General features: G+C 39.9%; 28 protein-coding genes and 1 pseudogene. 13 read left to right on the forward strand and 16 right to left on the reverse strand.

Annotated elements, in window-relative coordinates; translation table 11 throughout:
• The first annotated feature begins 138 nt into the window (after window positions 1-138).
• The 3 genes and pseudogenes from ABTP35_RS13660 to ABTP35_RS13670 form a co-directional block, all read left to right on the forward strand.
• A complete protein-coding gene (locus ABTP35_RS13660) occupies window positions 139-1,620 on the forward strand; it encodes a serine hydrolase (RefSeq protein WP_293295622.1) in 1,482 nt (493 codons plus the stop codon).
• A 154-nt stretch (window positions 1,621-1,774) separates the two neighbouring features.
• Complete coding sequence (locus tag ABTP35_RS13665) at window positions 1,775-2,230, forward strand: GNAT family N-acetyltransferase (protein ID WP_293295620.1); 456 nt, start codon at window positions 1,775-1,777, stop codon at window positions 2,228-2,230.
• 41 nt (window positions 2,231-2,271) lie between these two features.
• Window positions 2,272-2,436: pseudogene (locus tag ABTP35_RS13670) on the forward strand (GNAT family N-acetyltransferase); the annotation flags it as partial.
• Between the two features lie 7 nt (window positions 2,437-2,443).
• On the opposite strand, the gene ABTP35_RS13675 reads toward ABTP35_RS13670, so the two are convergent.
• From ABTP35_RS13675 to ABTP35_RS13700, 6 genes are all read right to left on the reverse strand, one after another.
• Window positions 2,444-2,755 carry an antibiotic biosynthesis monooxygenase gene (locus tag ABTP35_RS13675; protein ID WP_293295618.1) on the reverse strand — a complete coding sequence of 104 codons (312 nt, stop codon included), beginning with the start codon at window positions 2,753-2,755 and terminating at the stop codon, window positions 2,444-2,446.
• Window positions 2,756-2,780: 25 nt separating this feature from the next.
• Window positions 2,781-3,182, reverse strand: a complete 402-nt coding sequence (locus ABTP35_RS13680) for a DoxX family protein (RefSeq protein WP_293295616.1) — start codon at window positions 3,180-3,182, stop codon at window positions 2,781-2,783.
• A gap of 18 nt (window positions 3,183-3,200) precedes the next feature.
• Window positions 3,201-3,824, reverse strand: coding sequence for a hypothetical protein (locus ABTP35_RS13685; protein WP_293295614.1), 624 nt, complete (start codon window positions 3,822-3,824; stop codon window positions 3,201-3,203).
• A gap of 148 nt (window positions 3,825-3,972) precedes the next feature.
• Window positions 3,973-4,701: a GNAT family N-acetyltransferase gene (locus ABTP35_RS13690; RefSeq protein ID WP_293295613.1), complete on the reverse strand. Its 729-nt coding sequence runs from the start codon at window positions 4,699-4,701 to the stop codon at window positions 3,973-3,975.
• Window positions 4,702-4,712: 11 nt separating this feature from the next.
• Entirely contained in the window at window positions 4,713-5,336 is a 624-nt protein-coding gene (locus ABTP35_RS13695; protein ID WP_375334258.1) for an NADPH-dependent FMN reductase, read from the reverse strand.
• Window positions 5,337-5,417: 81 nt separating this feature from the next.
• The gene (locus ABTP35_RS13700) at window positions 5,418-5,993 is read right to left on the reverse strand and encodes a Crp/Fnr family transcriptional regulator (protein ID WP_224837106.1); all 576 of its coding nucleotides are present in this window, start codon (window positions 5,991-5,993) and stop codon (window positions 5,418-5,420) included.
• A gap of 173 nt (window positions 5,994-6,166) precedes the next feature.
• On the opposite strand from ABTP35_RS13700, the gene ABTP35_RS13705 reads away from it, so the two are divergent.
• Window positions 6,167-6,889 (forward strand): DUF4386 domain-containing protein, encoded by a 723-nt coding sequence (locus ABTP35_RS13705; protein WP_293295609.1) that lies wholly within the window; start codon window positions 6,167-6,169, stop codon window positions 6,887-6,889.
• Here ABTP35_RS13705 and ABTP35_RS13710 read toward each other — a convergent pair.
• The 4 genes from ABTP35_RS13710 to ABTP35_RS13725 form a co-directional block, all read right to left on the reverse strand.
• The gene (locus tag ABTP35_RS13710) at window positions 6,876-7,451 is read right to left on the reverse strand and encodes a Crp/Fnr family transcriptional regulator (protein WP_252079496.1); all 576 of its coding nucleotides are present in this window, start codon (window positions 7,449-7,451) and stop codon (window positions 6,876-6,878) included. The genes ABTP35_RS13705 and ABTP35_RS13710 overlap by 14 nt on opposite strands.
• Before the next feature lie 97 nt (window positions 7,452-7,548).
• Window positions 7,549-8,019: a VOC family protein gene (locus ABTP35_RS13715; protein WP_293295607.1), complete on the reverse strand. Its 471-nt coding sequence runs from the start codon at window positions 8,017-8,019 to the stop codon at window positions 7,549-7,551.
• Window positions 8,020-8,243: 224 nt separating this feature from the next.
• Window positions 8,244-8,819, reverse strand: a complete 576-nt coding sequence (locus ABTP35_RS13720) for a uracil-DNA glycosylase family protein (protein ID WP_293295605.1) — start codon at window positions 8,817-8,819, stop codon at window positions 8,244-8,246.
• Window positions 8,820-8,838: 19 nt separating this feature from the next.
• Window positions 8,839-9,180 carry a pyruvate kinase gene (locus ABTP35_RS13725; RefSeq protein ID WP_293295603.1) on the reverse strand — a complete coding sequence of 114 codons (342 nt, stop codon included), beginning with the start codon at window positions 9,178-9,180 and terminating at the stop codon, window positions 8,839-8,841.
• A gap of 269 nt (window positions 9,181-9,449) precedes the next feature.
• Here ABTP35_RS13725 and ABTP35_RS13730 point away from each other — a divergent pair, with 269 nt between their 5' ends.
• The 6 genes from ABTP35_RS13730 (at window position 9,450) to ABTP35_RS13755 (ending at window position 14,583) form a co-directional block, all read left to right on the forward strand.
• Entirely contained in the window at window positions 9,450-10,535 is a 1,086-nt protein-coding gene (locus ABTP35_RS13730) for a HAMP domain-containing sensor histidine kinase (protein WP_293295601.1), read from the forward strand.
• Window positions 10,536-10,543: 8 nt separating this feature from the next.
• Window positions 10,544-11,872 (forward strand): sigma-54 dependent transcriptional regulator, encoded by a 1,329-nt coding sequence (locus ABTP35_RS13735; RefSeq protein ID WP_293295599.1) that lies wholly within the window; start codon window positions 10,544-10,546, stop codon window positions 11,870-11,872.
• Between the two features lie 259 nt (window positions 11,873-12,131).
• Window positions 12,132-12,377, forward strand: coding sequence for a hypothetical protein (locus ABTP35_RS13740; protein ID WP_252079300.1), 246 nt, complete (start codon window positions 12,132-12,134; stop codon window positions 12,375-12,377).
• Window positions 12,378-12,416: 39 nt separating this feature from the next.
• The gene (locus tag ABTP35_RS13745) at window positions 12,417-13,709 is read left to right on the forward strand and encodes a Glu/Leu/Phe/Val dehydrogenase (protein ID WP_224834928.1); all 1,293 of its coding nucleotides are present in this window, start codon (window positions 12,417-12,419) and stop codon (window positions 13,707-13,709) included.
• Window positions 13,710-13,771: 62 nt separating this feature from the next.
• The gene (locus tag ABTP35_RS13750) at window positions 13,772-14,191 is read left to right on the forward strand and encodes a GreA/GreB family elongation factor (protein WP_224834927.1); all 420 of its coding nucleotides are present in this window, start codon (window positions 13,772-13,774) and stop codon (window positions 14,189-14,191) included.
• Window positions 14,188-14,583, forward strand: a complete 396-nt coding sequence (locus ABTP35_RS13755) for a hypothetical protein (protein WP_224834926.1) — start codon at window positions 14,188-14,190, stop codon at window positions 14,581-14,583. The genes ABTP35_RS13750 and ABTP35_RS13755 overlap by 4 nt, the downstream gene beginning before the upstream one ends.
• A 139-nt stretch (window positions 14,584-14,722) precedes the next feature.
• Here the strand turns inward: ABTP35_RS13755 and ABTP35_RS13760 are convergent, their stop codons facing one another.
• From ABTP35_RS13760 to ABTP35_RS13785, 6 genes are all read right to left on the reverse strand, one after another.
• A complete protein-coding gene (locus ABTP35_RS13760; protein ID WP_293295597.1) occupies window positions 14,723-15,358 on the reverse strand; it encodes a transglutaminase-like domain-containing protein in 636 nt (211 codons plus the stop codon).
• Between the two features lie 149 nt (window positions 15,359-15,507).
• Complete coding sequence (locus ABTP35_RS13765; RefSeq protein ID WP_293295595.1) at window positions 15,508-17,712, reverse strand: PepSY domain-containing protein; 2,205 nt, start codon at window positions 17,710-17,712, stop codon at window positions 15,508-15,510.
• Between the two features lie 9 nt (window positions 17,713-17,721).
• Window positions 17,722-18,207 carry a DUF2271 domain-containing protein gene (locus tag ABTP35_RS13770; protein WP_252079313.1) on the reverse strand — a complete coding sequence of 162 codons (486 nt, stop codon included), beginning with the start codon at window positions 18,205-18,207 and terminating at the stop codon, window positions 17,722-17,724.
• 1 nt (window position 18,208) lies between these two features.
• On the reverse strand, window positions 18,209-19,708 hold the full coding sequence (locus ABTP35_RS13775; RefSeq protein WP_293295593.1) for an ankyrin repeat domain-containing protein: 1,500 nt from the start codon (window positions 19,706-19,708) through the stop codon (window positions 18,209-18,211).
• A gap of 7 nt (window positions 19,709-19,715) precedes the next feature.
• Window positions 19,716-20,621, reverse strand: a complete 906-nt coding sequence (locus ABTP35_RS13780; RefSeq protein WP_252079315.1) for a DUF6607 family protein — start codon at window positions 20,619-20,621, stop codon at window positions 19,716-19,718.
• 226 nt (window positions 20,622-20,847) lie between these two features.
• Window positions 20,848-21,555: an arylesterase gene (locus ABTP35_RS13785; RefSeq protein WP_293295589.1), complete on the reverse strand. Its 708-nt coding sequence runs from the start codon at window positions 21,553-21,555 to the stop codon at window positions 20,848-20,850.
• Between the two features lie 35 nt (window positions 21,556-21,590).
• Here ABTP35_RS13785 and ABTP35_RS13790 point away from each other — a divergent pair, with 35 nt between their 5' ends.
• From ABTP35_RS13790 to ABTP35_RS13800, 3 genes are all read left to right on the forward strand, one after another.
• Entirely contained in the window at window positions 21,591-22,271 is a 681-nt protein-coding gene (locus ABTP35_RS13790) for an ABC transporter ATP-binding protein (RefSeq protein WP_224834910.1), read from the forward strand.
• On the forward strand, window positions 22,271-24,808 hold the full coding sequence (locus ABTP35_RS13795) for an FtsX-like permease family protein (protein ID WP_293295587.1): 2,538 nt from the start codon (window positions 22,271-22,273) through the stop codon (window positions 24,806-24,808). The genes ABTP35_RS13790 and ABTP35_RS13795 overlap by 1 nt, the downstream gene beginning before the upstream one ends.
• A 411-nt stretch (window positions 24,809-25,219) precedes the next feature.
• A complete protein-coding gene (locus tag ABTP35_RS13800; RefSeq protein WP_224834908.1) occupies window positions 25,220-25,774 on the forward strand; it encodes an RNA polymerase sigma factor in 555 nt (184 codons plus the stop codon).
• Window positions 25,775-25,900 lie beyond the last annotated feature (126 nt).

A 25,900-nucleotide genomic window follows, 5' to 3' on the forward strand; every position in this document is an offset into this window, starting at 1 on the left:
GGTATGTTACCAATACAAATATTTTTGAAAGGGTAATGCTTGTAGCACGACCGAGAAGACATAATTTAACAGAATTAAAAAGTACACTGTTCTACCCACAGGTTACGATAAAAACCATTACAAACACAACGAGTTATCATGAGAAAATTCTACCTCCTTATTTTGATGGCCTTTAGCTTTTGCTCAGAGAGTTTTGGTCAAAAACTACCTACCAAAACCCAAGATTTGGTTCAGCGATTGGACAACTATTTATCGGCATCCGAGACCAATGGATATAATGGTGCGGTATTGGTTGTTAAGGGCAATGAAGCTATTCTGGATAAAGGCTATGGCTGGGCAAACACGGCGGATTCGATTTATAATACCAAAGAAACCGTTTTTGATATTTGTTCTGTTACCAAACAATTTACTGCAGCGGCCATCCTAAAATTGGAGGAAGAAGGAAGGCTTAAACTGGATAACCCTTTACACATCTATTTTAAAGACATGCCTTTGGACAAGGCAAATATTACAATTCACCAATTGTTGACACATACCGCAGGTTTTTCCCATGGCATCGGCGAAGGGGATTTTGATCATATTCCAGAGGCAGAGTATTTTGATCGGTTGTTCTCCAGTAAGCTTAGATTTGATCCAGGCGAAAAGTATAGTTATTCCAATTCCGGGTATAGCGTACTTGGTAAAATTATTGAAAAAGTATCTGGAAAATCCTACGAGACCTTTCTTCAGGAAAAATTATTTGCTCCTTCCGGAATGACACAGACCGGCTATATTTTGCCCAATTGGAACTTGAACCATGTAGCCAATGAGTATGTGTACAATGTAATTGATAAAGGAAATCATGTTGATCGATATCTAGCGGATGGAAAAATCGCATGGCCTTTAAAAGCCAATGGGGGAATCAACTCTACATTGCAAGATATGTATAGATGGTATTTGGCATTGAGAGATCAAAAAGTGTTGCGTAAAGCCTCCATAGATCTATTGACCCGGCCTCATGTTCAGGAACGAGTGGGGCAGTCTACCTATTATGCGTATGGATGGGCCATTTTTGAATCGGATAGAAATACCAAAATAATTGGTCATAACGGATTCAATGGGGTGAGCTATTTTGAGTTTCTTTGGTTTCCAGAAGAAGATGCCCTTATTTTATTCGCCTCCAATTCGTCCACAAGAGAAACATCAAGAATGCCCATTGAGTTGGAAAGGATACTTTTTGATGATGCATATGTTGCTGAACCTTATCCTCAAAATTTGGTAATGCAACTAGTTCACTTTGTAGAAGATTTTTCCGGTACCCACAAAGAACTGTCCGCTGCTATAAAGAAGAAATATAGCGCAGAATTGGATTCACCTTCGCACTTAAATCGATTAAGTGGTCTGTACTTGAGAGAACAAGAACAGGAAAAGGCCTTGGCAATTGCACGGTTGAACTGTGATTTATTTCCCAATGACGGAAATATTTGGGATACATTGGGAGAAGTTTACATGGCATCCAATAGAGATGAGGATGCTATAAAAAGTTATAGGAAGGCCCTGGAGCTTAAGCCAAAAGAGGATTGTTTCTATTGTGAAAACGCACTAGAACAAATCGAGAAATTAACGCAACGCAAAAAATAAAAATCTAATTAGTATGCCTCATTTTGTCCTCGACTGCTCCAATATGATGCTTGAGATGCAGTCACCAAAACTATGGCTTAACTATATTCAATGTTAAAGAAATTATACTATCTGTGTTTGGCGGGGCATAGTTCTTCAACATAAAAATTAAGAAATGGAAGTAAAAATTACCAATATAGATAAAACAGAATACAAGGAAGTTGTAGATGTATGGGAAGCCTCTGTGAGAGCTACTCACCACTTCTTAAAAGAAGAGGACATAGCCTATTTCAAGCCTTTAATTTTAAATACCTATTTAGATGCTGTTGATTTAAAAGGTATTAGAGATGAAAATGGAAAAATAATGGGCTTTCTTGGAGTGGCCGATCAAAATTTGGAAATGCTATTCATTCATCCATCATATATAGGAAAAGGAATAGGAAAGACCTTGTTGGATTTTGGTATCAACCATTTAAATGTGACTAAAGTTGATGTTAATGAGCAGAATGAACAGGCTGTTGGGTTTTATAAACATTGCCGATTTGTAGTAATTGGACGCTCAGAAGTGGATTCATTGGGAAAGCCTTACCCGATTTTGCATATGAAACTAGAAAATAATACCAATATATAACAATGGAAGAGGTGTATGCGGTAAAGTAATTTCGAAACAAAGGGGTAGGGCGCAAGCTCGTGGAACAGGCACGAGAACACGGTTTGGGTGAAAATTTGACTTTGATAGGATGGGAAATTGAAACCAACAACACTAAGGCCATTACTTTTTATAGAAGTTTGAGGGCAACAGTACAGACGAAAGACATCGCGAAGTGGGAATTCTAGTATTTGATTAGGTACTTGGAAAAACAAGAAGATCATCCATCACTTCCATTTGATGTAGCACAGTCGCAGTTTCGCAACAATCATTCATATTTTGGATAATTTCAAGATCCGATTCGGGGAGTTTTTCCTTTGCTGACTTCCAGTGGTTCTTGCTCGGCCATTGGGCATACGCAATATAAACACCCGTCTCGGTTTTATGGAGACGGGAGCCAAGCCCTTCCGCATGGGCCATAAATGCTTTGGTAACCGCCCGCCATAAGTTCTCAAAAGCAACTTCCTTGCCTTGGATAACTTTAAACCGATAGATTACTGCATACATATTGACTTTGTTTTATTGGCTATCATCAGTCCCAAGCATGAGAGGTCGAGATAGCATGTTTACCTGCGCCACTGAAATAAAAAGCGACTCCGGCAACAAGATAAATAAACAAAAGGTCTAATGTCCAACCGCCATACTGGTTTAATGTGAAAATATGTTGGATTTGGGCCATAAGTATGGCCAATAAACAATTAAAGGCTAATAGTAAACCTGCCAATCTACTTCTGTAGCCTAACACGAGCATTAGTGGTGCTACTATTTCCCCTATAAAAACCCCATAGACCAAAAAGGAGGGCAAATTATAGGCATCCAATAAACTGCCGATGAACCCGGTGCCGTTTGTAATTTTATCGATACCATAAATAAGCATGGTAAAGGGAATGGAAACCCTAAAAAGAAGGATAGCAACATTTTTGTTTCGTTTCATGATTCAATTTATTTTGATTTAAAAATTATACTTAAAGAATATTCCGAAATTGGTAAGTGTTCTTTTTGCGTTATTGAACTGGTCTAGATTAACAGCAATCCCAGTGGTCAGTAGGTTTTTTTGGATACCGACCTTAACTTGTTGGAGGCCTCTTGTGTATCCATTCGAATTCAAATTTGCTGTTGCGAGCAGATTTAGATATCCTCGGTTACCTTTTCCTAACACGGGCATATAGCTCATTACAAGCGATTGCTCCAATGACACGCCTTTTTGATATGTTCCGCCCACGGTATAAATACCGATAAAGTTTGGTGACCGATAAGTATAGGACATTGACAAAGTGCTAAATGCCCCAGGATTTTTTATGCCGATAGCCGCATTTGCACTCACATTTTTGAACATGGAATATGAAACGGTGTTTCTTATAAAAAAGAGATTGTTTTCATCGGTGTTGTATTCGGTATCGAACAGGGTTAAATTATCGACGGTCAATTTTTGATTGAGTGTGTATTTGACCAAATGTTTATATGTGATAGATCGATTACCCAATACCACATCGGGATCAAAACGTAGTTCTTGTCCAAACCCAACGCCAATAACCAATACATTTAAAAAGATGAATAGAAGTTTGCCCTTGCCCATTGTTCTAAATTTTATTGGGACAAACCTACATGCAAACCAAAAGGGAATACTTAAGGTATATTAAGAAAGAAAATAGGGTCATAGAAAATGGGAAGGCGCCCCTTTGTTAAAATGGGACGCCTATAAAACCTATTCAGCAGACACTGTTTTATGGTCCGGTTAGCGAAAAGCTTTCCAAATTACCATACGTGGAAAAACCAAGTTTGTGATATATACGCTCACCTGCCTCCGATGCCACAAGAAATACCGTATTGCTTTTTGACTTTATTGATTGATTTATGAGGAATCGGGTCATTTTTTTGCCCATGCCCAATCCCTGAAATTCTGCCCGGGTACCTATCATATGGATTCCTGAAATACCATTTTGGTCCAAATAGACCATTCCGCAGCTTGGGAAGTCATCCTTACATCTCCCCAAAAAGAGCTGCATGTTTTCTTTGTTGATCAAGGATTGGACTACAGAGGTATCTACCAAATATCCGAACGATGCCGATGCTGTCTTCGCAAAAATACGTGCCTTGTTTTTTGAGTCCACGAGTGTAAATTCAGACTCGTCAATATCATCATAATATAATTGCTCGGTGCTCATGGCCATGGCTTTTACCTTGGAGGTGGAGCAAAAATTATTGGATTCCAACAACTGTTTCGTGTTTTCGCACTCGGGTATTCCAATCGAATTGGGAATTTCACCTGTGCGAATCCTTCGCTGTACATCTTCAATATTTATTTGACCGACCTCAATGTTGTAAACTTTACTGGGCCATGAGTCGGGCTCTGGTTTTGTAAAGGCAAAGCCTCTTTCCTTGTTAAAAGAATCGGTATGTTTTCCAATCTGTTCCCACAGTTCAAATAAATGCGCAATGATTTGTTTGTTCATGATCTCTCTTATTATATAAATCCTTTGGACTTTAGATTATGCTTGATTTCATCTATAAATGAATCCATTTCTAATTGTGTTTTGAACCTACCATTAGGTTGATTGTGGTAGTTCAGAAGATTATGGACCACAGCTTTTAGTTCCAGTTTGTCTTCCAGCCTAATCAGTTCATTGTTTTCTATATCGAATGTTTTATGGAATGCACCTAAGGAAAACCGCCCCACCATTTTTCCACCCCAATTGGGCATCAATCTTTCTAAAATATTGAGGTGGGTACTACCGCCTAGTTTTCCGGGAGAGGCACTTAAAAGAAGAATGGGCTTATCGCCAAAAAACCGTTGATCTATGCGCGAAAGCCAATCAATATGGTTCTTTAAAAAAGTTGTAGGCAGGCCATTGTGCTCTGGCGATGCGATGATAAATCCATCTGCCGAGGTGAAAATTTGAAAAAGCTCTTTGACTTGGATGGGAAAGCCCTCTTTTTCGATATCCGGACTGTAAATAGGTAGGTCAAATGTTTCAAGATCAATATACTCAATATCATTTTCGGCAAATTCCTTTAGAATATAACCGATCAACTTTTTATGAATGGAGTTACGGCCATTACTGCCCGAAATCGCTATTATTTTTTTCATGCTGCACTAATGTGTATGGTCAGTGCAAACCTAAATAGAGGGGAAATTTTTAATCTTAAGGTGGATTAAGAAATGCTTTTGTTACCGTTTTTTTCGCAATGCACTTAAAAATTCCGGGGTAATTCCCAGATACGAGGCAACCATATATTGGGGTACGCGCTGCTCTATGCTTCTATACTTCGTGCGGAATTCCAAATAACGTTCTTCTGCTGTTTTGCTCATGGAATTAATAGTGCGGTCTTGTAGGGCCACATACGCATTTTCGAACTTCAATCTATAAAACCGCTCAATGGCAGGAACTTTGTTATATAGATCGTTTAAAGTATCTCGATGAATTTGTAGAACCACGGAAGGCTCCAGGGCCTGTACAAATTGTTTGGCAGGGGTTCGGGTCAGATAACTATAGAGATCGTTCACCCACCAACCTTCTATCCCAAATTGTACGATGTGTTCTTTAGCCTCTTCATCCATGTGATAGGCCCTAAGGCAACCCTTTGCTATAAAACGCATATGCGAGGATATCTCCCCGGCAAAAAGCAAAACCTCCTTCTTTTTTAGCTGTACTTCGGAATAGCTATCGCATACGATGGATTCTTCCTCGGGCGTAAGCCTGATACTTTCCTTTAAATGCGATATTAGTTGGGCCTTGGAATCCAAAATTCAATTTAAACCTGAAATTACTAAAAGTTGAACAAAGGCTAATGATACATCCCTTAAATTGACAAAAAATGTATGCTAACCAATTTTTTGGCACAAGAAGTTCTTAACCAAAGTCAATGAATTTTGTTACATCGAAATTTAGCTTTGCCTGGCTTTAAACATGTTTTACAATGTGCTACAAACCATCGATAAAATTTTCGGGTGTCAGTTATATTCTGCTGTTCGTTGCTGGATTTTATGCTAACTTTTTTGTTTTGGAAAAACTGGTAGTTCCCTCAGATCCAGAAATTACCGTCAGCAATTTTGTTGAATTTCGTTCATTGTTCCGTCAAGGAATGTTAGGATTTGTTGTGATGCTGCTTTTTGATGTCTCCTTGGTAGGCTCGTTGTATTTTGTAACACATCACGTCAACAAAAAAGTAACCATTTTCGCTTCTCTGTTGCGACTCTCCCATGCATTGGTTTTTACTGTCGCATTGATGAGTTTGTTCAGTATTTACCAAAATACACACCCATCCTTAATAATGGATGAAAAGCAATTGCAGGAGTTGGTAATTGCCGCACTGGCCAATTTTAATGCAACTTGGAATATTGGATTGTTGCTCTTTGGAATGCACTTGTTGGTTTTGGGGTACCTCTGTCTAAAATCCCCTAGGATTGCAAACGGCATTGGAGGAATACTGCTTTTAGCGGCTTCTGGATACCTATTGGATGGTTTGGCCAAACTCTTTCTGGACAGCTACAAAAATTACAAGGAAACTTTTGAAATAGTGGTACTTATCTGCGGTGTACTGGGTGAATTGACTTTTACGTTTTGGTTATTGTTCCAAGGGTTCTGGGGAGACCGGTTTAATAGAAAGTACAACTGGTCGGGTGGTACTACCGAGAACTGATGCGTTTTCGTATCCTGCTCAACGATTCAGGTTTTATGCCCAGGTAACTTGCCAAATGGTACTGTGGGATACGCTGTAAAAGGTCAGGCCTATTTTCCAATAGGTCTATGTATCGTTTTTCTGGACTGGAAATCATGAACTGGGCCAATTTATCCTGGTACGTTCCAAGTTCCTCCTCTACAGAAACCCTACAAATGGATTCGAAGGCAGGTACATGTTTGAATAGTTTTTTCTCGCTTGTTCTTGATAAGATAGCCAATCTACAGTCTTCAATGCATTCCAGATAATGGTTGGAGGGAATTTTAAGATGATAGCTCTGCAAGGAAGAAATAGCATCTTGCTCAACATAGAATTCCGTGGTTTTTTCTTCACCATCTACCATATAATACTTCCGTACCAGCCCCTGTATGTTAAAATAGGACTCGTTGGAAACCTGACCTTCGCGCAATAAAATATGTCCTTTCGAAAATTTATGGATGGGAATACATTGGGTCACGACCAAGGCTTCCTCATCGGTCAGGGTCAGAGCATTTTCCAACAATTGGACAATTTCACTTTTCAATACGATCTTTTAGGTGTTTGACGCTGCTCTCAAGATAACAAATCCATGCACAAGTTCGTATTTAAACCTTGGTTTTACACTAAAAATGGTCCAAGCACTAATTTTTTGAAGTAATTCGAAGGTAATAACCATCAGGGTCTATCAAACGGAAATCAGTGAGACCCCAATTTTGCTTTTTTAAGTCGGATTGTATCGGATATCCGTTGGATTTCACTTTCTGATACAACTCGCCAATGTCTTCGACCTCTATAACAATTTCCGTTCCATAACCTTTTTGGATGCTTTTTAGCTTGGGATCAAAATAATGGTCCGGGGAAAGTTTTAGTATGGGACCGATCCCCAACACTACACCACCTTTAGTTACGACTTGATACGATGGGTCTGGTTTTTCTCCCGCCATGGTGAAGCCAAGAACATCTGTGTAAAAGTTAATGGATGCTTCCATATCGGATGTAAACAGTTCCAATCGAAGTGTCGTTTCTTGAGATGAGGGGCCATTGCTTTCCCTTTTACAAGAAACAATGGTCAATAAAAGTGTTATGATTAAAGTTGATATACGATTTATCATGATGGAAAATTATGGATGTGATTCAAAGATCTTATAAAAGCGAAGCGACTTCATCATCGCATACTTTTACAAAGAAAACCAAGTATTGCCCTAATTTTCTTAAGCTACATTAATAAGTATGATTTTTGGTGTACTAGGTTTGCCCGGCCCTGTTTTGGATAGGATGTTGCTGCAATAGGAAGTAGGGTACATTGATCCTTTTGGTCGATTATAAAATGGGAAGCCTAGGGTGCGATCAATGCATTTACCCGTTTCTGCAATTCCGGTAGTACCTGTTTACCGAACCAAGGGTTTTTTTGCAACCAAAACCTATTTCGTGGAGATGGGTGGGGGAGTACAAAATATTTGGGCAAATAAATATTATAGTTGTTCACGGTCTCGGTCAGATTTCTTTTCATAGTACCTCTCAAGTAATGGTTTTGGGCATACTGGCCTATTAAAATAATGAGATCGAGGTTGGGCATTTGGTCCATTAATGGATTGTGCCATTTTGGAGCGCATTCGGGTCGAGGAGGCAGATCCCCGGATTTTCCCTTGCCTGGATAGCAAAACCCCATGGGAATCAATGCAAATAACTGTTTGTTGTAAAATTGTTGTTCGGTTACATTGAGCCACTCCCTCAGTTTTTTTCCGCTTGGGTCGTCCCAAGGTACACCTGTTTGGTGAACTTTGGCTCCCGGGGCTTGTCCAATAATAGCGATTTTGGATTTTGGATGGGCCGCAACAATAGGTCTTGGTCCCAATGCCAAATGTTTTTCGCAGAGGTTACAGCCTTGGATTTGATGTAAGAGCTGATCCATTTGGGCTTAATTTACCTTTTTACTTAGTAAAAAGCTCGTAAATAGCCTGTTTTTCTTCTAAAGTAAATTTTTTGTCCTCGAACCAGTCGTGTACTTCAATTTTTTTGTTTTCTATTTGTGCTTCCCTAATGGCATTTATGGATACCAAATGCCAATGCACCCCGCGTTGACGATATACGGAATAACCGATATCTTCCATAATATAAGAGGGTTTAGGGTAGTTCACCAGGCGGGTCCCGTTTTTTAGTATGGCCAAAGTTTTGGTAAGTTCTACAACTACAGAAAAGGTATAGCGCTTAAAATCATCGAACCCATCTTGGGTCACATTGTATACTTTATCTCCGATTTCTAGTGGTCTCATAGGCTACTGGCCGCCAAAAATAAAAGCCTCTTCATAGTATACCTAAGGAATGTTTGATTTGTTATCAACAGTGCTTAGTGGGGAAGTATTATGGTCAACAAGTATCGAATTTTCCTTTTCGTGCAACTAACATATGGTAAGAGACAAAGGTATATCTGTCAGAATAATTAAAAATGTGAATTTATTATACCTTCTATTAACCGATATTTTTGCATTCGTTGTACAACTCGTTCCAAACCCTGTAACTTTACAGTAATAAATAGTGGTCCATGACAAGTACCGAACAGAAATTAAAAGAACGTGTTAAGGAGTTGACCTGCCTTTACGAGGTAACTTCCATTATTGTAAATTCAGGATACGATGAGCTCACTACTTCGTTGGAAGCTATTGCCTATTGTTTAAAGCGAGGATGGCAATTTAAGGACGATGCCGAGACCAAATTGTCCATAGGTGATTATCAAGTACAGACAAGCGGGTTCGACGAACATAGAGTTTGCCTTACTTGCAATGTCATTGTCTTCAACAAGGTCGAAGGAACTATTTCCGTAGGTTATCCCTCACCCAAATACACCATGGAAGATTTTCTGGAAGAAGAGCAAACACTGCTCAAAAATGTGTCTTTGGCTGTAGGTAATTTTATTGAGCGCAAGCAAATCCATGATACGGAGCAGGAAACCAAAAGACAATTGGAGCGCAATGATCGACTTCATATTTTAGGCGAGATTACTGCCGGAATAGCCCATGAGCTAAATACCCCGTTGGCCAATATTTTGGGATTCGCCGAATTGTTGATGGATGGGGCAACCGATCCACAGACCAAAAGAGACCTGCAAAAAATAATGGACAATGCCATTTTTAGCCGTGAGATCGTTAAAAAATTAATGTTCTTTACCTGCGAAATGCCCGATCAAATGGAGCCCGTTGACCTGATCAAGGTAATCGAAGATGTGGTTCGGTTAATGGGACCATCGCTCAGGGCAAAAGAACTTAAAATCATCACAGCTTTTGAGCAAGATCATCTTTATATACGTGCCAATACTGTTCAGCTTACCCAAGTGTTCTTCAATTTAATAATGAACGCGGCCTATTATTCACCGGTACAGGGCGAAATAAAAATAGAACTCATTGGAAAGACCAATACGACTGTTATAAATATTATGGATCAGGGAGAGGGAATTTCTCCGGATATCGAAAATAAAATATTTGAACCTTTTTATACCACCAAACCGGTGGGAGAGGGGACAGGTTTGGGGTTGAGCGTGGTCCACGGCATAATTAAAAGTTACAAGGGCACCATTGCCCACAAGCCCAATACGCCAAAAGGCACTATTTTTACCATTGAGTTTCCTAATTAAGGGTATATATGGCACTGCACAAAGAAAACATTTTGATCGTTGACGACGATATTGGGATATTGGAACTTTTAACGAGAAGATTAAAGGACCTGAATTTTCATGTTTTTAAAGCAATTTCAGTTAAAGAGGCTGTATTTATTCTAAAAGATACACCTATAGATCTTTTAATAACGGATATACAAATGCCCGAAGTGGACGGGGTTCAATTATTAAAATTTGCCAACGAACACTATCCAAATATGCCCAAGTTGGTAGTTACCGGATACCCCTCTGTGGATGGCGCGTTGGAAGTGGTTAAATCGGGTGCGATGGGTTATTTGACCAAGCCTTTCACCAAAGAAGAGCTCAAAACTGCTGTGGATAGAGCATTGTCCCAAGGGCGTAAAACAGACAAACCTTCGTCCTCTGCGACTAAAATTAGGGTAGATGCCCATTTTAAAGAAATGGTGGGAGAATCCGTGGCTTTTGATCAAGTTAAAACTATTGTCGATAGGGTTAAGAACAACAGGGCCACTGTTTTGATCAATGGGGAAAGCGGTACAGGGAAAGAACTGGTCGCCAGGGCAATTCATTATTCGGGCAAGTATGCGAAAAAACCATTTGTGGCCGTAAATTGTGGTGCCATTCCAGAGAATCTTCAAGAAGCTGAACTCTTCGGATATACCAAGGGTGCTTTTACTGGGGCCGACCAAAATCGTGATGGATTTTTTCAGGCAGCGTCGGGGGGGACACTCTTTTTGGATGAGATAGGAACGGCCAGTTTGGATGTACAGACCAAACTGCTGAGGGCGCTTCAAGAAAAGGAGATTACAAAAGTGGGCTCCAGAGCCGTGGAGAAAATAGAACTAAGGATCGTTGCCGCAACCAATGTTGATCTTTTGGAGGAAATCAGAAAAAAGAATTTTAGGGAAGATCTGTATTATAGATTGACCGTTGTTGAGATCAATGTGCCTCCATTGCGTGATAGAAAGTCAGATATTCCTTTATTGGTGGACAAGTTTCTCCAAAAGTACGGAATCGAATATAGAGATCGCTTTGTGCGCATAGACCCGGATGCCCTTAATATATTGGAAAGATATGATTGGCCAGGAAATATTAGAGAACTGGAAAATGTGATCCAACGGGCCGTGATCATGGCAGATGGCCATATTTCCATAAAAGATTTGCCAGATTATTTAAAATACGAAATTCAATTTCCGGAAGACGAATTATTACCTTTAAAGGAAATGGAAAAAAGGTACATCCAAAAAGTACTGGCTCATACCGAAGGCAACAAGACCAAAGCAGCCGAAATTTTACAGATAACCCGTAAAACCCTCCGGGACAAACTGGATTAATTTGGATAGCTTTTGACCAATTGGTTCAAAAGTGACCACTTCCCATATAACTTTCAATGTACACATAAGTTTTAATAATCTGATTATTAGGTACTTGAATAGAATCAGCTTTTTTGTGTCTTAAAGGGTATGCCTTTTGCCATACTGTTGCCAAATAAAATTGGTAACAACGAACTAAATGTGGTAACAATGATAGGATCACCGTAAAGCACGATCAAAAGGACTGAAGATGAATAATTCCTGATGGTCAAAAACAATTATGGAATCTACAGACCTGGAAACCATAGGTCCATCTCAAGTTATTTCCTTCATTAAAAAACAAATACAACTAAAAATCAATAATCCAATGAACGAATTTGTTCGGAGCCTTTGCTCGACCTGTATTCATAGATCGTATTGCTCGTTGAGCAAAAAAAGGACCCAGATTAGTCTGTGCAACGAATACCATCATTTTATGGAAGATAACCAAGAGCCTACCATAATGATGTCGGATGAAATGTATTAATAATCAAAAAAAGAAGGTAGAAGTATCTTAAAATTACATATGACAACAACGATAACATCAGAGAAGAAGCAAAAAAAGCAAGGGATGCTGGATAATGTTATGCGTCAATTCAACAATGCCGCTGACATTATAGATTTAAACAAGAATATCAGAAAAATCCTTGAAGTGACCAACAATGAATTTGTGGTCCACTTTCCGGTCCGTATGGATAATGGCGAGGTAGAAATTTTTACAGGCTACCGTGTTCAGCATAATAATGCCCTTGGACCATATAAAGGAGGTCTGCGATATCACCCAACTGTGGATATCGATGCCGCACGGGCCTTGGCCATGTGGATGACATGGAAAACTTCTTTGGCAGGATTGCCCTATGGTGGAGCCAAAGGTGGAATCCAGCTAGATCCGACCAAATATTCCCAGGACGAGTTACAACGGATCACCAGAAGGTTTACCTATGCCCTGGGTGACAATATAGGACCTGAGCTAGATATACCAGCTCCGGATGTAAACACCAATCCACAGACCATGGCCTGGATCTTGGATACTTATATGTCCACAAAATCTCCCAACGAGCGGTCCAAGAATTTACACGTAGTAACCGGTAAGCCCATTGGAGCGGGTGGTTCCGAAGGTAGGGATAGAGCTACAGGGTATGGTGTTTTCTTGACCATTAAGTTTTGGGCGGAACACAAGAACATTTCACTAAAAGGTAAAAAATTCATAGTGCAAGGTTTTGGTAATGTTGGATATTGGGCATCCCATTTTCTACATGAAGAGGGGGCCTTACTAACTGCAGTACAAGACGCCTATGGAAGTATTTACAATGAGTCCGGTATTCATCCTGAGCAACTTTTGGACTATGCCAAGGCCAATAAAGGGAGTATACTAGGTTTTAGTGGTGGCAATCCTGTGGATAACGCTGATTTTTTTGGGTTGGACTGTGATATTTGTATTCCAGCAGCTCTTGGCAATCAGATTACGGTAAAAAATGCACCACAAATAAAGGCAAGCCTTATCGCGGAAGGCGCAAACGGGCCTACAGATGTAAAGGCCGAAGAAATACTGTTAAAAAATGGGGTGGACATTATCCCGGACATTTTATGTAATTCAGGAGGTGTCATCGGTAGTTATTTTGAATGGCTGCAAAACCGTAACGGAGAGATTTGGCAACTGGATGAGGTGTTGGAAAAGCTGGAGAAAAAGATGAGGGAATCCTTTAGTAAGGTAATGCAAAAAACAAAAACCGAGAAAATCGATGCACGGACCGCTGCATTTGTAATTGCTATTGAGCGACTTGAGGAAGCCTATGTACAAAGAGGTATTTTTCCTTGATCAAGGAAAAATTACCAAGTGAAGTATGATGAGGTTAACAATAATTTTATAAGAATGACACAATGAAATATGGGAGTTTGATAATTGAAAAAAAGGAGTATGTTCTTCTCAAACGGCTGATAAACCTTACTGGTTACCATAAAGACGATACCTTTAAACGATCTGTGGGAAAACTTAGAGAAGAGATGGAATCAGCACAGATTTTGGATGGGGAAGATATGCCCAAGGATGTCATACGCTTCAATTCATGGGTCACGATCACTTCCGAAAACGGATGGCACAAGAAATTCAAATTGGTAATGCCGAGCAAGAGTGATGTTAGGAACAATCATATTTCCATTTTGACCCCTATGGGGGCATCGGTAATTGGTTATGCACAAGGAGATACCTATTTATGGGAATTTCCTTCAGGTGTTCAGCAATTGACCATTGAGCATATTGAGCAAGAAAACGAACCTATAGATATAAACATGGTAATATGAAACAAGTAGGAAGACCATATTATCACGAATCCATAAACAATATTCTTAGTAAAAAGGATAAATTGGAAATAGGTAATTGGACGGATAACATGGAACTGATCAATGAAGAGTTGCAATACCTCATCCCATTGGAAAAGCGACTTTTGGGCAATGCAAGCCTTCAACAAAGATTATTGGCATTGCAAAGGGAAAACCAACTGCGATTGGGGACCCTATACCGGTACGAACGGAACATGGCAAATGCCATAGAATGCGATACCTTGGAATGTGATGCCTATTACTTGAATACGCATGAAAAAAACAGGGATGGCTACATGGAGCATTTAAAAAACTATTCACAACTTAAATTGATGTTGTTTTCCAAAATTTTGGACCGATACAAGAATAATTGATTCAAGAGGGAAAATTACCGGTGGGTCGGTTTGTAGCCTTCCCCGAAACAGACGACTTTGATGATAATTTTACGATTTTAGTAATGTTCTAAAAGGGGTTAGGCTACAATGATTTGCTGTAGGTCTAAATTGATCCAAGTTATTTGATTTTGATCTCTTTGGCACCTTGTATTTTTTTACTTACCTCAGGATAGGTGTCCTGAAAGGTTTTGAAAATAAAATCAATAGGAACATCTTCAAAGTGACCGTAATCCTCCAAATACTCCATAAATTGTTTGTTGTCCCTGTTATATTCCTGAAAAATGGAGTCTTGGGTGCCATCAAACTCCAAGGGAGCAACATTATAGCAATCACAGAGTTCTTTGTTAAAAGCAGGCGAACATTTGAACCATTTGCCATTGAGGAATACATCTACCAAACCATGTGGGGCTATTTCATGCGAGCCTAAAGTTTCTTCTAAGTGTTCCGTCGCGATATGGTTGGCCACTTTGGCCAAACGTAATCTGGCAGGTATGTGCAGTGCACGGAGCCCTGCTACATATAAAATAGCTTTATCGATACAGTGGCCTACCGTTTTTCGGACAATGGCACTGGCTTTATAATGCGCAGGTGTCAATCCAATATTGTATGGGTTGTAACGCCAACCGTCTCTAACTTTAAGATACAATTGCTCGATTTTTTCCTGGTCGGAAACCAAATTTTTAATGCTCTCCACCATTTTTTGAATTTCTGGACTGGAATGATCAAAGTAAAAAGTCTCCTGAGTGTATACCATAATTTTAAAAGGAAAGGTTTTTGGTAAAAGTTTTCTTTATGATAAAATTTTTGGAACTAAATGTTTCTCGTAAAGATACTTAAAGTAATCAATAGTGTTCTGTTGTATTTATTTATAATGGGACTATTTCAATTAGAAACTTGATCCAATCAATAACAATCCATTCTTAATTGTCCATTACTTTGGAGTAGATCAAGATCCAGCTCAGTGTGTTCCAGAAGTATGGATTCCAAAACATCCAGCACTTGTCTTTGCATGGCCAAGGAACCACAGATCATAATACAACCGCCATCTTTTATAGTTTTCAAGATATGGTCTTCTTGTCTGGAAAGCATGTCCTGAACGTACATCTTATTTTCCTCTCTCGAGTAAGCGATATATTGGGCAATATTGGTATTGTGCCCGATGTTATTTTCTATATACCCACGGTATAAATCTATGGAAGATGTATAACGCACCCCCCAGAGTAAGCTGATTTTAATAGTATTGTGTTGGTGGATCATTCCCAAAAATGGTGCAATCCCCGTTCCATTTGCAATGAGAATGGCGGAAGGTGTTTTTTTAGGAAAATGAAAGTGTGGATTTTTATCGATACTTGCCATCAGGGTGCTTCCTTGCTCCAATTGGGATAGAAAGGTTGAACAAAGGCCGAAATCATGCTTTTTAATACTTAAAACAATGTCTTTTCCAATTTTAGCTACCGAATACTGTCGGGCAATATCGGAACCCTTGGGGTAAATGGACAACAGATCGCCAGAAGTACAATCAACCCTGTTTTTGGGCCTCAGCCTGAGTAAAAAGGTATCATCAATGTTTAAATCCGAGCGGTGGACCACGTCAAAAGGGACAAGTTTGATTTTTTTCTGTTTTTTTGAAGCGGGTCGTAGAGAAAATTCAATTTTTGAGGCTTTGCTCCACTCCTGTGCCCAGTCATTAAACGTAGAGAACGCAGCATTATTTATTTTTTGAAGCGGCAAAAGAGGTGTAAAGTTTTCCCGATGGTTAAGGGCATTGTCCACTTCAATGGCATATTTGCAATAATCAGGATATGTGGTAGAGCCAAAACCAACAACCGAATAGTTCAGGTCTTTAGGTTGATGCACTGATTTTACCCTACCCAGAAATTTTCTGGCATTGGTCGGGGAATCGCCCTCACCATAGGTAGAGGTCAAAATAATAATGTGCTCTGCGTTTTGGAATGTGGTGTAATGGTTCAACTCGGTAAGGTAGATTTTTTTATTGGTCGAACTCATTGATCGGTATAATCGCAGTGCAAAATCGTAGGTGGTTCCGGTTTCCGAGCCCACCAAAATTATAATCTCGCTCTCATCCTTATCCGGCATTTGATCTAAAGTAATGTGCTTTTTACCACGTTTTATTCGTTTTACCGACATCACAGCCCCGGAATAGATAAAAAACAAGATCGAAGCGCTTGCCAAAAGTAGGACCAAAGACCACACAACACTGCCCTCTCCCGTATGCAGGTTAAAACTCACCCTGGAAGCTAAGTTCACAAAAGGATAGGAAGCACTGGCGACTATGTCTCCAGTTTCTTGGTTTACCTGGATTTCTTCATACTTTAGTGAGATTTGGTAAAACTCTTCCGGATCCTCGGAGAAAGGAAACTCTACCATTCTAACATCCTGAAGTGTTGTGTTTTGGAAGAAAGGGATATTTAGAACACTATTGTATTTGTTCTGGGACCGGATTTTCTGTTCTACCCAATGTTTTGTGCTGGTGTCCGGAAGTAAATTGAATTTTTCCAACGAAAGATAAACGCCGGTAACGGAAAGGATGATGATCGGGATAAAAAACCATCGACTTAAAATTACATGATAGCGAAGCTCCATATAATCTTGCTGTACCTTGGAGAACAGTTTTTTTATCCCTCCTTGTCGCTTGGCCAACAGCACCAATCCGGTTAGGGTGATCAAGAGCAATAAAAACGAAATTGACCCCACAAAAAACCGCCCAATGCCCTTTAAGAACAGTGAGCGGTGTAAATTGGTGGCAAAACTATAAATGCCAGGTCGGTCTTGAACCATGCCCAGTTGTTCGCCCGTTCTTGGATCGATATAAATATCGTGTGTTTCCAAATCCATGGTCAGAACCGAGGCTTTTACAAAATGGGATGATTCTACCTCAAAGGAGAAAACCTCCTCATAATTTTGATCAAGTGCATGGATCGTGGTTGCCAGCGAAATTTGGTCCAAATCCTTGATTGCATACCCTTTGGCTTGATGCTGTATAGGTTCCACGGCCAATATTACACCGGTAACGGAAGCAATCAAAAGAAATATGGATGAAACCAGAGCCAATAAAAAATGGCTGTATCGCCAAATGGATATGGTCATAGATCTTTTTTACTGCGCGAGCATTCGCACGTAGCGAATAAATCCTTTGCCCTCTTTCTTGCTTTTCAGATTATCCGAAGTCAGCTCAAATTGGATGTCATCCATGTAATACTCCTGATCTTCAACGGAAGTCTCAAAGCGAATACGATATCCTTTATCAATTTTATCCTCGGGTATCTGCAAAACGGTAACAGTACGTTCGCCCCCACTTATGGTTTCACCGGAAATACCATCTATATTGGGACGATATTTGCCATAGAACTTCCACCATTCGGGAATTTCACTGTACCATTCACTATCCTTACCTTGGACATAGAGGGTTTGCTCATATTCACCATCAGGTTTAAGGAGAGAAACCACCAAATACGCACCTTCACCAGTATAATTGGTCATTTGGATTAGACACTTTACCGTTTTGGTCTGGGTAGGTGCAAAGGCGGTGAACAGTAATCCTGCAAGCACAAGTACAGGAACTAGTTTAATCAATTTTTTCATCTTACTTTAAAAAGGTTAATACGATGTTTTGTTGTTGTAAGAGTTCATTTTCACTGGCCAGATCATAAACCGTTTCCTCAAAGTCGGTCTTGATGTTTATATCGGCACCTTTTGATATCAAATACTTCATTAATTTATCATCTTCGGCTTTCATGGCAGCTAAATGCAATGGCGTGAGCCCCTCGGCGTTTTTGGCATTCACGTTGATACCAAGACCATCCAGTTTTTTGGCAAGGGATACGTTATTGTTCTTGGCCGCCAAATGGTACAAGGTATTGCCATCGGCCTGTGCCGTATCGAATACCACATCCTTATTCTCCAACATCTTTCTTTTTTCTTCAAAGGCTGCTATATTTTTGGCGTTATAAGAGGCTGCCCAATAGTAGGCCATTGAATTTCCAGAGTTGTCGCTCAAAGTGGCATCGGCGCCTTTGGAAAGCAAATATTCCACCACTTCGGGAGTGTTGTTTTCCAAGGCGAGCATTAAAGGTGTCTGCCCTTCGTTGTTTTTTGCATTGAAGTTTGAAACATCTGTTGAAAGTAGTTTGACCATCTCTATATTGTTTCTGGCAGCAGCATTGATAAACGGAGTATTACCATTGATATCTTTCTGATTTACATCTGCTCCGGCCGCAAGGAACAAATCAAAAATAACTTTGTCCTTATTGTTGTAGGCCAAACGGTGAAGAGGCGTATAACCATCTTTGGTTACCATATTGGGATTTAACCCTAGGTTTTTTAAATACTCATAGACAGATATTGGGTTGCTAAATCCACGCCCTCCTTGTGCTGCAAATAGAAAAGCATTGGCACCTTCCTTGTTTGGGGTTTTATAATCGACCCCTTTTGATATGAGCAAATCAAGGAATTGAGTATTTCCTTTTTTTGCAGCGTAATTAAAAATACCGTTGCCTGATTGGTCTTTGCTGTCCAACTGGAATCCTTTATTTAGGAAAAAGTTGAGCTCTTTTTCATTGTTCAGAGCTGCCGCTACCAATAAAAGAAGGTTGGCACCGTTGTCGCTTTTTTCTTCGGTAAGAACTACTCCATGCTTTTCGAACGTATTGTACAGTTCTGGTTTTTTTTGACCAGAATTGGCGGCAAAAGCCAAGGGAGTGTATCCATGACTGTCCAAATCGGTCACCGAAGAACCTTTTTCCAGTAAATAATCTACCATCTCAATTTTTCCTGCGTATGCTGCCCAATGGAGATAAATACGGCTATCGTGGGTATTCTTGTCCACGGAATTTCCTTCTAAGGATAACAAATAGGTAATAACCCGGTCGTCCGCTTTTTCCAAAAGGGCGTACACCACTGCATCAAAAGCATTGGTATTGAGCGCCACAGGGTCGTTGCCTTCTTTGATTTTGTTTTTTACGGTTTCAACATCTGGGTTGCTTTTCCAGAAAGCTCTATCAAGTAAAACATTGCTGTTTTGCGCGACCAAGGAAAAGGTAGGCAAGAACAGACCCAATAAAAGTATTTTCTTTAGTGATTTCATGTATTGGTTATTTTACAAAAGCTTCGATAATCTCATCAATTTTGCCTTTTTCGTTGTAGGCCTCTTCATCCAACAAATATTTAAAAAGAACTTTGTTGTCCACTTTGTTCTCTAGTTGCAGATCAGTGTTTCTGCCGTAGACCTCGTCCCATTTGGCGCGAACCATGGCCCATTTTTCTTGGTTTTCCTTCCACCATTTGGCAGCTCCGGCACATCGGCTATCATCTACTTTTACATAGGTATTGTACCCTTTTTCTTTGGCCAAAACAAAGTCTTCTTTCCCCTTTTCACGTATGATCTTTGCGTTGTCCTGTTCGTGCAACCATCCATAATCTGTTATTTCCTGGCGGTTTCCCCTCATGGTCAGATTGTAGTCGCTTCGGGTGGTATATTCTCGACGGGGGAGGGGAGCTGGAGTTGTATTTTCCCAATAGCTTTTTCCATCTACGTGTACCCAGGTGGCGGAACCTTCGTAGCGGGGACTATCATCCACTTGATATACCTTTTGGGTCCACTGACCTTTAACTTCTGCCGGGTCCAATTGTTGGTAGGTCCACTCATTATTGGCGTTGAACTTATACAGGTCGGTATTCTCGAACAACCAATCCTGTCTCCAGTGTTTTACAATGTAGGGCTCATTTGGGTTGCCTACCTGTAATAGGTGTTGTATGGAAATCTTGTTGTCCTCATCAGTAACCAATTGTGCCCACTCCAATCCCTTGTCCACTTTTGTTTTAGAGGGTTTGTATAGGGAATCGTTGGCATAATTAAAGGTTTCGGCAAAGTTAAAAGTAACCTCGTAGCAACCACACATATTCTTAATGGCTTCGCGATCTTTATCTTTTTTTTCGGTTTGAGAAAAAGCATTGGCGAAAATCAAAACAACCAATGCAGAGAACATGATATTTTTCATCAGGAAAGTTTACATTATTTAGTTACGCTGACAAAAATAATTAAATATAATTAATCTAAATAAGAATAGTGGAGCTTTATTTTATTGAAGCGTTTTGTGCCCAAAAATTAGAATTCTAACTCTTGCTATTGAATTGAAAATAAATTGCTTACTACAGTTTTTATTTGGGATGAAATATGTTTGCCTTTCGATTTTTAAGATTTTATCTTTAAAAATAACGAAGGTTTCATAGAATCGGTTGCAGTACTTTCCATACATTTTCGGCAACCAATTTTTGCCCTTTTATGGTTGGGTGAATGCCGTCACTTTGGTTAAGATGGGGGATGCCTGCCACATTTTCCAGTAGGAAAGGGATTAAATATATCTCTTCGGATGAGGCCAGTTTTGGAAAGATTTCTTCAAATTCTTTGGTATATTCGGGTCCCATGTTTGGTGGGATTTTCATTCCGGCCAAAATAATCCTTGCGTTTGGCAAGGTTTCCCGGACGGTATCAACCATGCTTTTTAGGTTGGACTCTGTTTCCGACAAGGGAATGCCCCTTAGACCATCGTTGGCACCCAATTCTATAATTACAATATCAATATTTTCTTCGAGAACCCATTCCAATCTGTTTTTTCCACTGGCCGTGGTCTCTCCGCTTAATCCGGCATTGATCACGGCATAATCCAAATCAAGGGAATCTATTTTTTGTTGAATTATAGTTGGAAAGGCCTGACCCATTTCAAGTCCATAACCTGCGGTAAGGCTATCTCCAAAAAATAAAATTTTTTTATCGGAACCTTCGGTCGTAATCGTTTCGGTTTTTTCAGCTGGATTGTCCTTAATCGTGTCTTTCTTAACGGATTTATCACCACAGCCAATTAAGAGTAAGATCAAAAAATAACAAAACATTAACGGCCTAGGGGAGCTTGGTATTTTCTTGGACTTGTCCATTTTAGTATTTTGAGAGTTTTAACCAAAAACGAGTTATGTCAAAGATATTAAAAGTTCAACACCTCTCTAAAACCTACCGGAGCGGTGAGCACGATCTTACTGTTCTGAATAATGTGTCTTTTGAAGTGGATGCCGGAGAAAGTTTTGCGATTGTTGGGCCATCCGGAAGTGGAAAAACCACATTGTTGGGACTTTGTGCAGGGCTTGATACTACTGATGAGGGGGAGATTTGGCTTTGTGGCCAAAATTTGTTGAAATTGGATGAGGACGGAAGAGCACGGTTAAGAAATCAGAATGTAGGTTTTGTTTTTCAGGACTTTCAATTATTGCCCACATTAACGGCTTTGGAAAATGTTATTGTTCCCTTGGAGTTAAGAGGGGTTAAAAAAGCCGCTCAGCAAGGAAAGGAGCTTTTGGTTAAAGTCGGTCTTGGCGATAGGGCCGGACATTATCCTTCACAATTGTCCGGAGGGGAACAACAGCGGGTTGCCCTCGCCAGGGCTTTCGCCAACAAACCATCCATTCTTTTTGCGGACGAACCAACAGGAAATTTGGATGATGAGACTGGGACAAAAATAGAGCAATTACTTTTTGAGCTAAACAAAGAACAGGGCACTGCTTTGGTGATAGTGACCCATGATCTGGAACTCGCCAAAAAAACAGATAAGAGCATAAGGCTAAGGTCTGGCAAAATAGAGCAAACTGTAGTTGGGTAATGGGAAACAACAATACTGGGATTTCTTGGTTGGTAAAAATGGCATGGCGAGATGGTAAAGCAAGTTTTGGCAAGCTAATACTGTTCGTTTTTTCCATTACATTGGGAGTGGCAGCTGTGGTCAGTGTATACTCGTTCAGTGGGATTTTAAAAAAGAACATTGCTTCGCAATCCAAATCACTTTTGGGTGCAGACTATTTAATCGAAAGTGATAAACCCGTCAACGATAAGGTACGGGCTATTATAGACTCATTGGGCGGAGCCGACGCCAAGGAAATCAATTTTTTGTCCATGGCAGCTTTCCCCGGTTCCAATGGCACAAAGCTCTTGGAGGTTAGGGGAGTGGAAGGTGGTTTTCCATTTTATGGTGAATTGGAAACAATCCCAAAATCAGCAGCCAAAGATTTTGTGCAGAGTGGAGCATTGGTAGATGCAACCACAATGCTGCAGCTCGATCTAAAAGTAGGGGACAGCATTAAATTGGGCGCGATTACACTCCCTATTGCCGGATCGCTGGAAAATGTTCCAGGAAGCACATCGGTTTTTGGTGCAATTGCACCGCCGGTACTTATACCTTATATATATATAGATGCAACAGGACTGGTACAGACAGGAAGTAGAATTGAATACAAATATTACTTTAAGGCCGATGAGAATGAAGACTTGGTATTGTTAAATGACCAACTAGCCTCGGTGCTGGATGCCGAAGAAGCAGACTTGGATACCCATATTTCGGAAGCACGACGTTTGGGCAGACGCTACGAAAACTTTGGCAAGTTTCTGAACCTGGTCGGGTTTATAGCTTTGCTTTTGGGTTGTGTGGGCATAGCAAGTGGCATGGGCATTTATGTTCAAATGAAATTAAGGAGCATAGCTGTACTAAAATGTTTGGGAGCATCAAAAAGGCAGAGTTACTTGATTTTCTTTATACAAATTGCAGCCATGGGTATTGTAGGAGGGTTGTTGGGTACAACGGTCGGTTATCTTCTTCAACAATTGTTCCCGGTACTTTTGGGCGATTTACTGCCTGTGGATGTCGACATTAGCATGTCATATCAAAGTATGGTTCTAGGTGTCGCCTTAGGCTTGGTGATGTCCATTTTGTTTGCATTATATCCGTTGATGAAAACTTTATATGTATCACCATTGCAGGCATTGCGTGTGGTGGGAGATACAAGGTCGCGTCCAAAAAGGGCTACAATGGCAGTGGGATTGGGCATTGTTCTTTTTGTACTGTGTTTTTCCTATTGGTTGTTGGGCAATTTTGAACGCTCTCTGGCTTTTGTTGGAGGTTTATTGGCCGTGTTTTTGGTCCTAACTGCGGTTGCCCGTGCTTTTATGGCCCTGTTGAAGAAGTTTTTTCCAGATTCGTGGGGTTTTATTCCCCGCCAAAGTTTAAAGAATCTGTTCCGACCGCAAAATCAGACTTTGGTTTTGGTGCTGTCCATAGGTATAGGAACATTTTTGATCAGCACCTTATATTTTACCAAGGATTTGCTTTTGGAAAAAGCCTCCATAGAAGATAGTGCAAACAGCGCAAATATGATTCTTATGGATGTACAGAGCAATCAGGTCAGCGCTATATCCAAAACCATTACGGGTTCAGGCTTGCCCGTCATTGATCAAATTCCGATTGTTACCATGAGAGTGGAAAAACTCAACGGAAAACACGTGGAAGAAATTCGCAAGGACACCACGTCCCAAGTCGGTCGGTGGATTCTGAACCACGAATTTAGGGTTACCTACAGAGATACCCTTATCGGCTCGGAAAAAATAATCGAGGGCAGTTGGAGGGGTACGGCCAGTTCAAATTCCGATATTCCCATTTCAGTAAGTAGTGACTTTGCACGAATGGCACGGGTAAGCGTTGGAGATCCGGTGGCCTTTAATGTGCAAGGAAGAATTATGGATACCCGGGTGCAAAGTATACGCGAAGTGGATTGGAGCAGGCTACAACCTAATTTTTCTGTGGTATTTCCAAAAGGAGTATTGGAAAATGCACCACAATTTGGCGTAATCACCACAAGAACAAAGACCGATGTGGGTTCGGCAAAGCTACAGCAGCAATTGGTCAAACAATTTCCTAACGTTTCGATCTTGGATTTAAAACGCATCTTAAGTTTGTTGGAAGAAATATTGGGTAAAATAAGCTGGGTCATCAATTTTATGGCCTTTTTCAGCATATTTGTTGGTATTGCTGTTCTTATGGGAGCCATATATAGCAGTAAGCACCAACGGGTAAAACAGGGAGCCTTGCTCAGGACTTTGGGTGCCAAAGGTCACCAAATTTTAAAATTGATTGCCATCGAGTATGCTATTTTAGGCTTTTTAGGTGCGTTTATGGGCGTTGTGCTGGCTGTTTTCGGAAGCTCACTTTTGGCATGGGTCTTATTTGATACGGCATTTGCACCATCCTGGATTCCATTTGCAATAATTCTTCCGGCCATTACGTTGTTGGTATTTGTGTTGGGAGTGGCCAATAGTTTAGGAATTGTGAGAAACTCCCCACTTTCGGTTTTAAAGAAGGAAAAGAGTTGATCATAGTTAAAAAACTTAGATGTATTTCCTTTATACTGTGTAGGGACTCGACTTTACCCCATTATCTAGGTGATTAAAAACTCAGGGGGTTTTCAGGAAATCATAAAAAAAATTGCTCAAAATATTTTTATTAAAGTTTTTTTTATAATTTGTTAACGTTTTTTGGTAGTATTTCAATTGGTTTTTAATCGAATCTAGGAAATAACAGCAACTTTCCTTTATTAAAGATTCTCTCTTTAAAAGAGAATAATAAGCGTCGGTACTTTTTTTGTTGAAAACTTAAAAAGATCCTCATATGGTTTGTTCTAGCGGTTCTGTGTTATGTAATGATGATATGTTGACAATTGGCAAAGAATTGCCCAATGCGAATAATATTTGGATTGTGACATACCTAAAAAGAAAGGTGAAATAATGGGCCAAAAAAGTTTTACAAACGAAACCTACCTCATTGAACAGCTGCAAAATGGCTGTAAAGAGGCCTATGCCCACTTGTTTGGCCTATACCATAGGGAGTTGTGCAATTATATGACTGCAATTTCGGGTAACCAAAAAGCTGCAGAGGATATTGCCCAACAGACTTTCATCAAAATTTGGGACAACAGACGAAAACTTTCCGTTTCCGAAAATAAATTAAAGCGCTATTTATTTAAAATTGCCTATAATTTGTTTATCGACTCACAACGCAAAAAGAAGAAAGAATTTCAACTTTTGGAAAAATTAAAGGACGAAGCCTATTTGGAAATGGCCGAAACCGACAGCTCACTTTTTGAAGAGCGATTGAAAAAAGTAGAGCAAGAGATCGATAATTTGCCGGAACAGTGTAAAAAAGTGTTCATTATGAGCAAAAGGGAAGGTCTAAAATATCGGGAAATCTCGGAACAACTTCAAATATCCATTAAAACAGTAGAGGTGCACATGGCCAAGGCCATGAAACGACTTAGGGCACAATTGACTGTTTTTTTATAATAATTTACTTCTCAAATGCCTGATTACTGGGATTTTATAGTCAATAAAACCCTTCTTTAATCATGGATTTCACATTTTAAATGTTAAAATTTTAAGTCCTTGTAAGGGTTTTTTAAAAATCTTGCG

This window comes from Flagellimonas alginilytica, assembly GCF_042134605.1.
Lineage (GTDB): Bacteria > Bacteroidota > Bacteroidia > Flavobacteriales > Flavobacteriaceae > Flagellimonas > Flagellimonas alginolytica.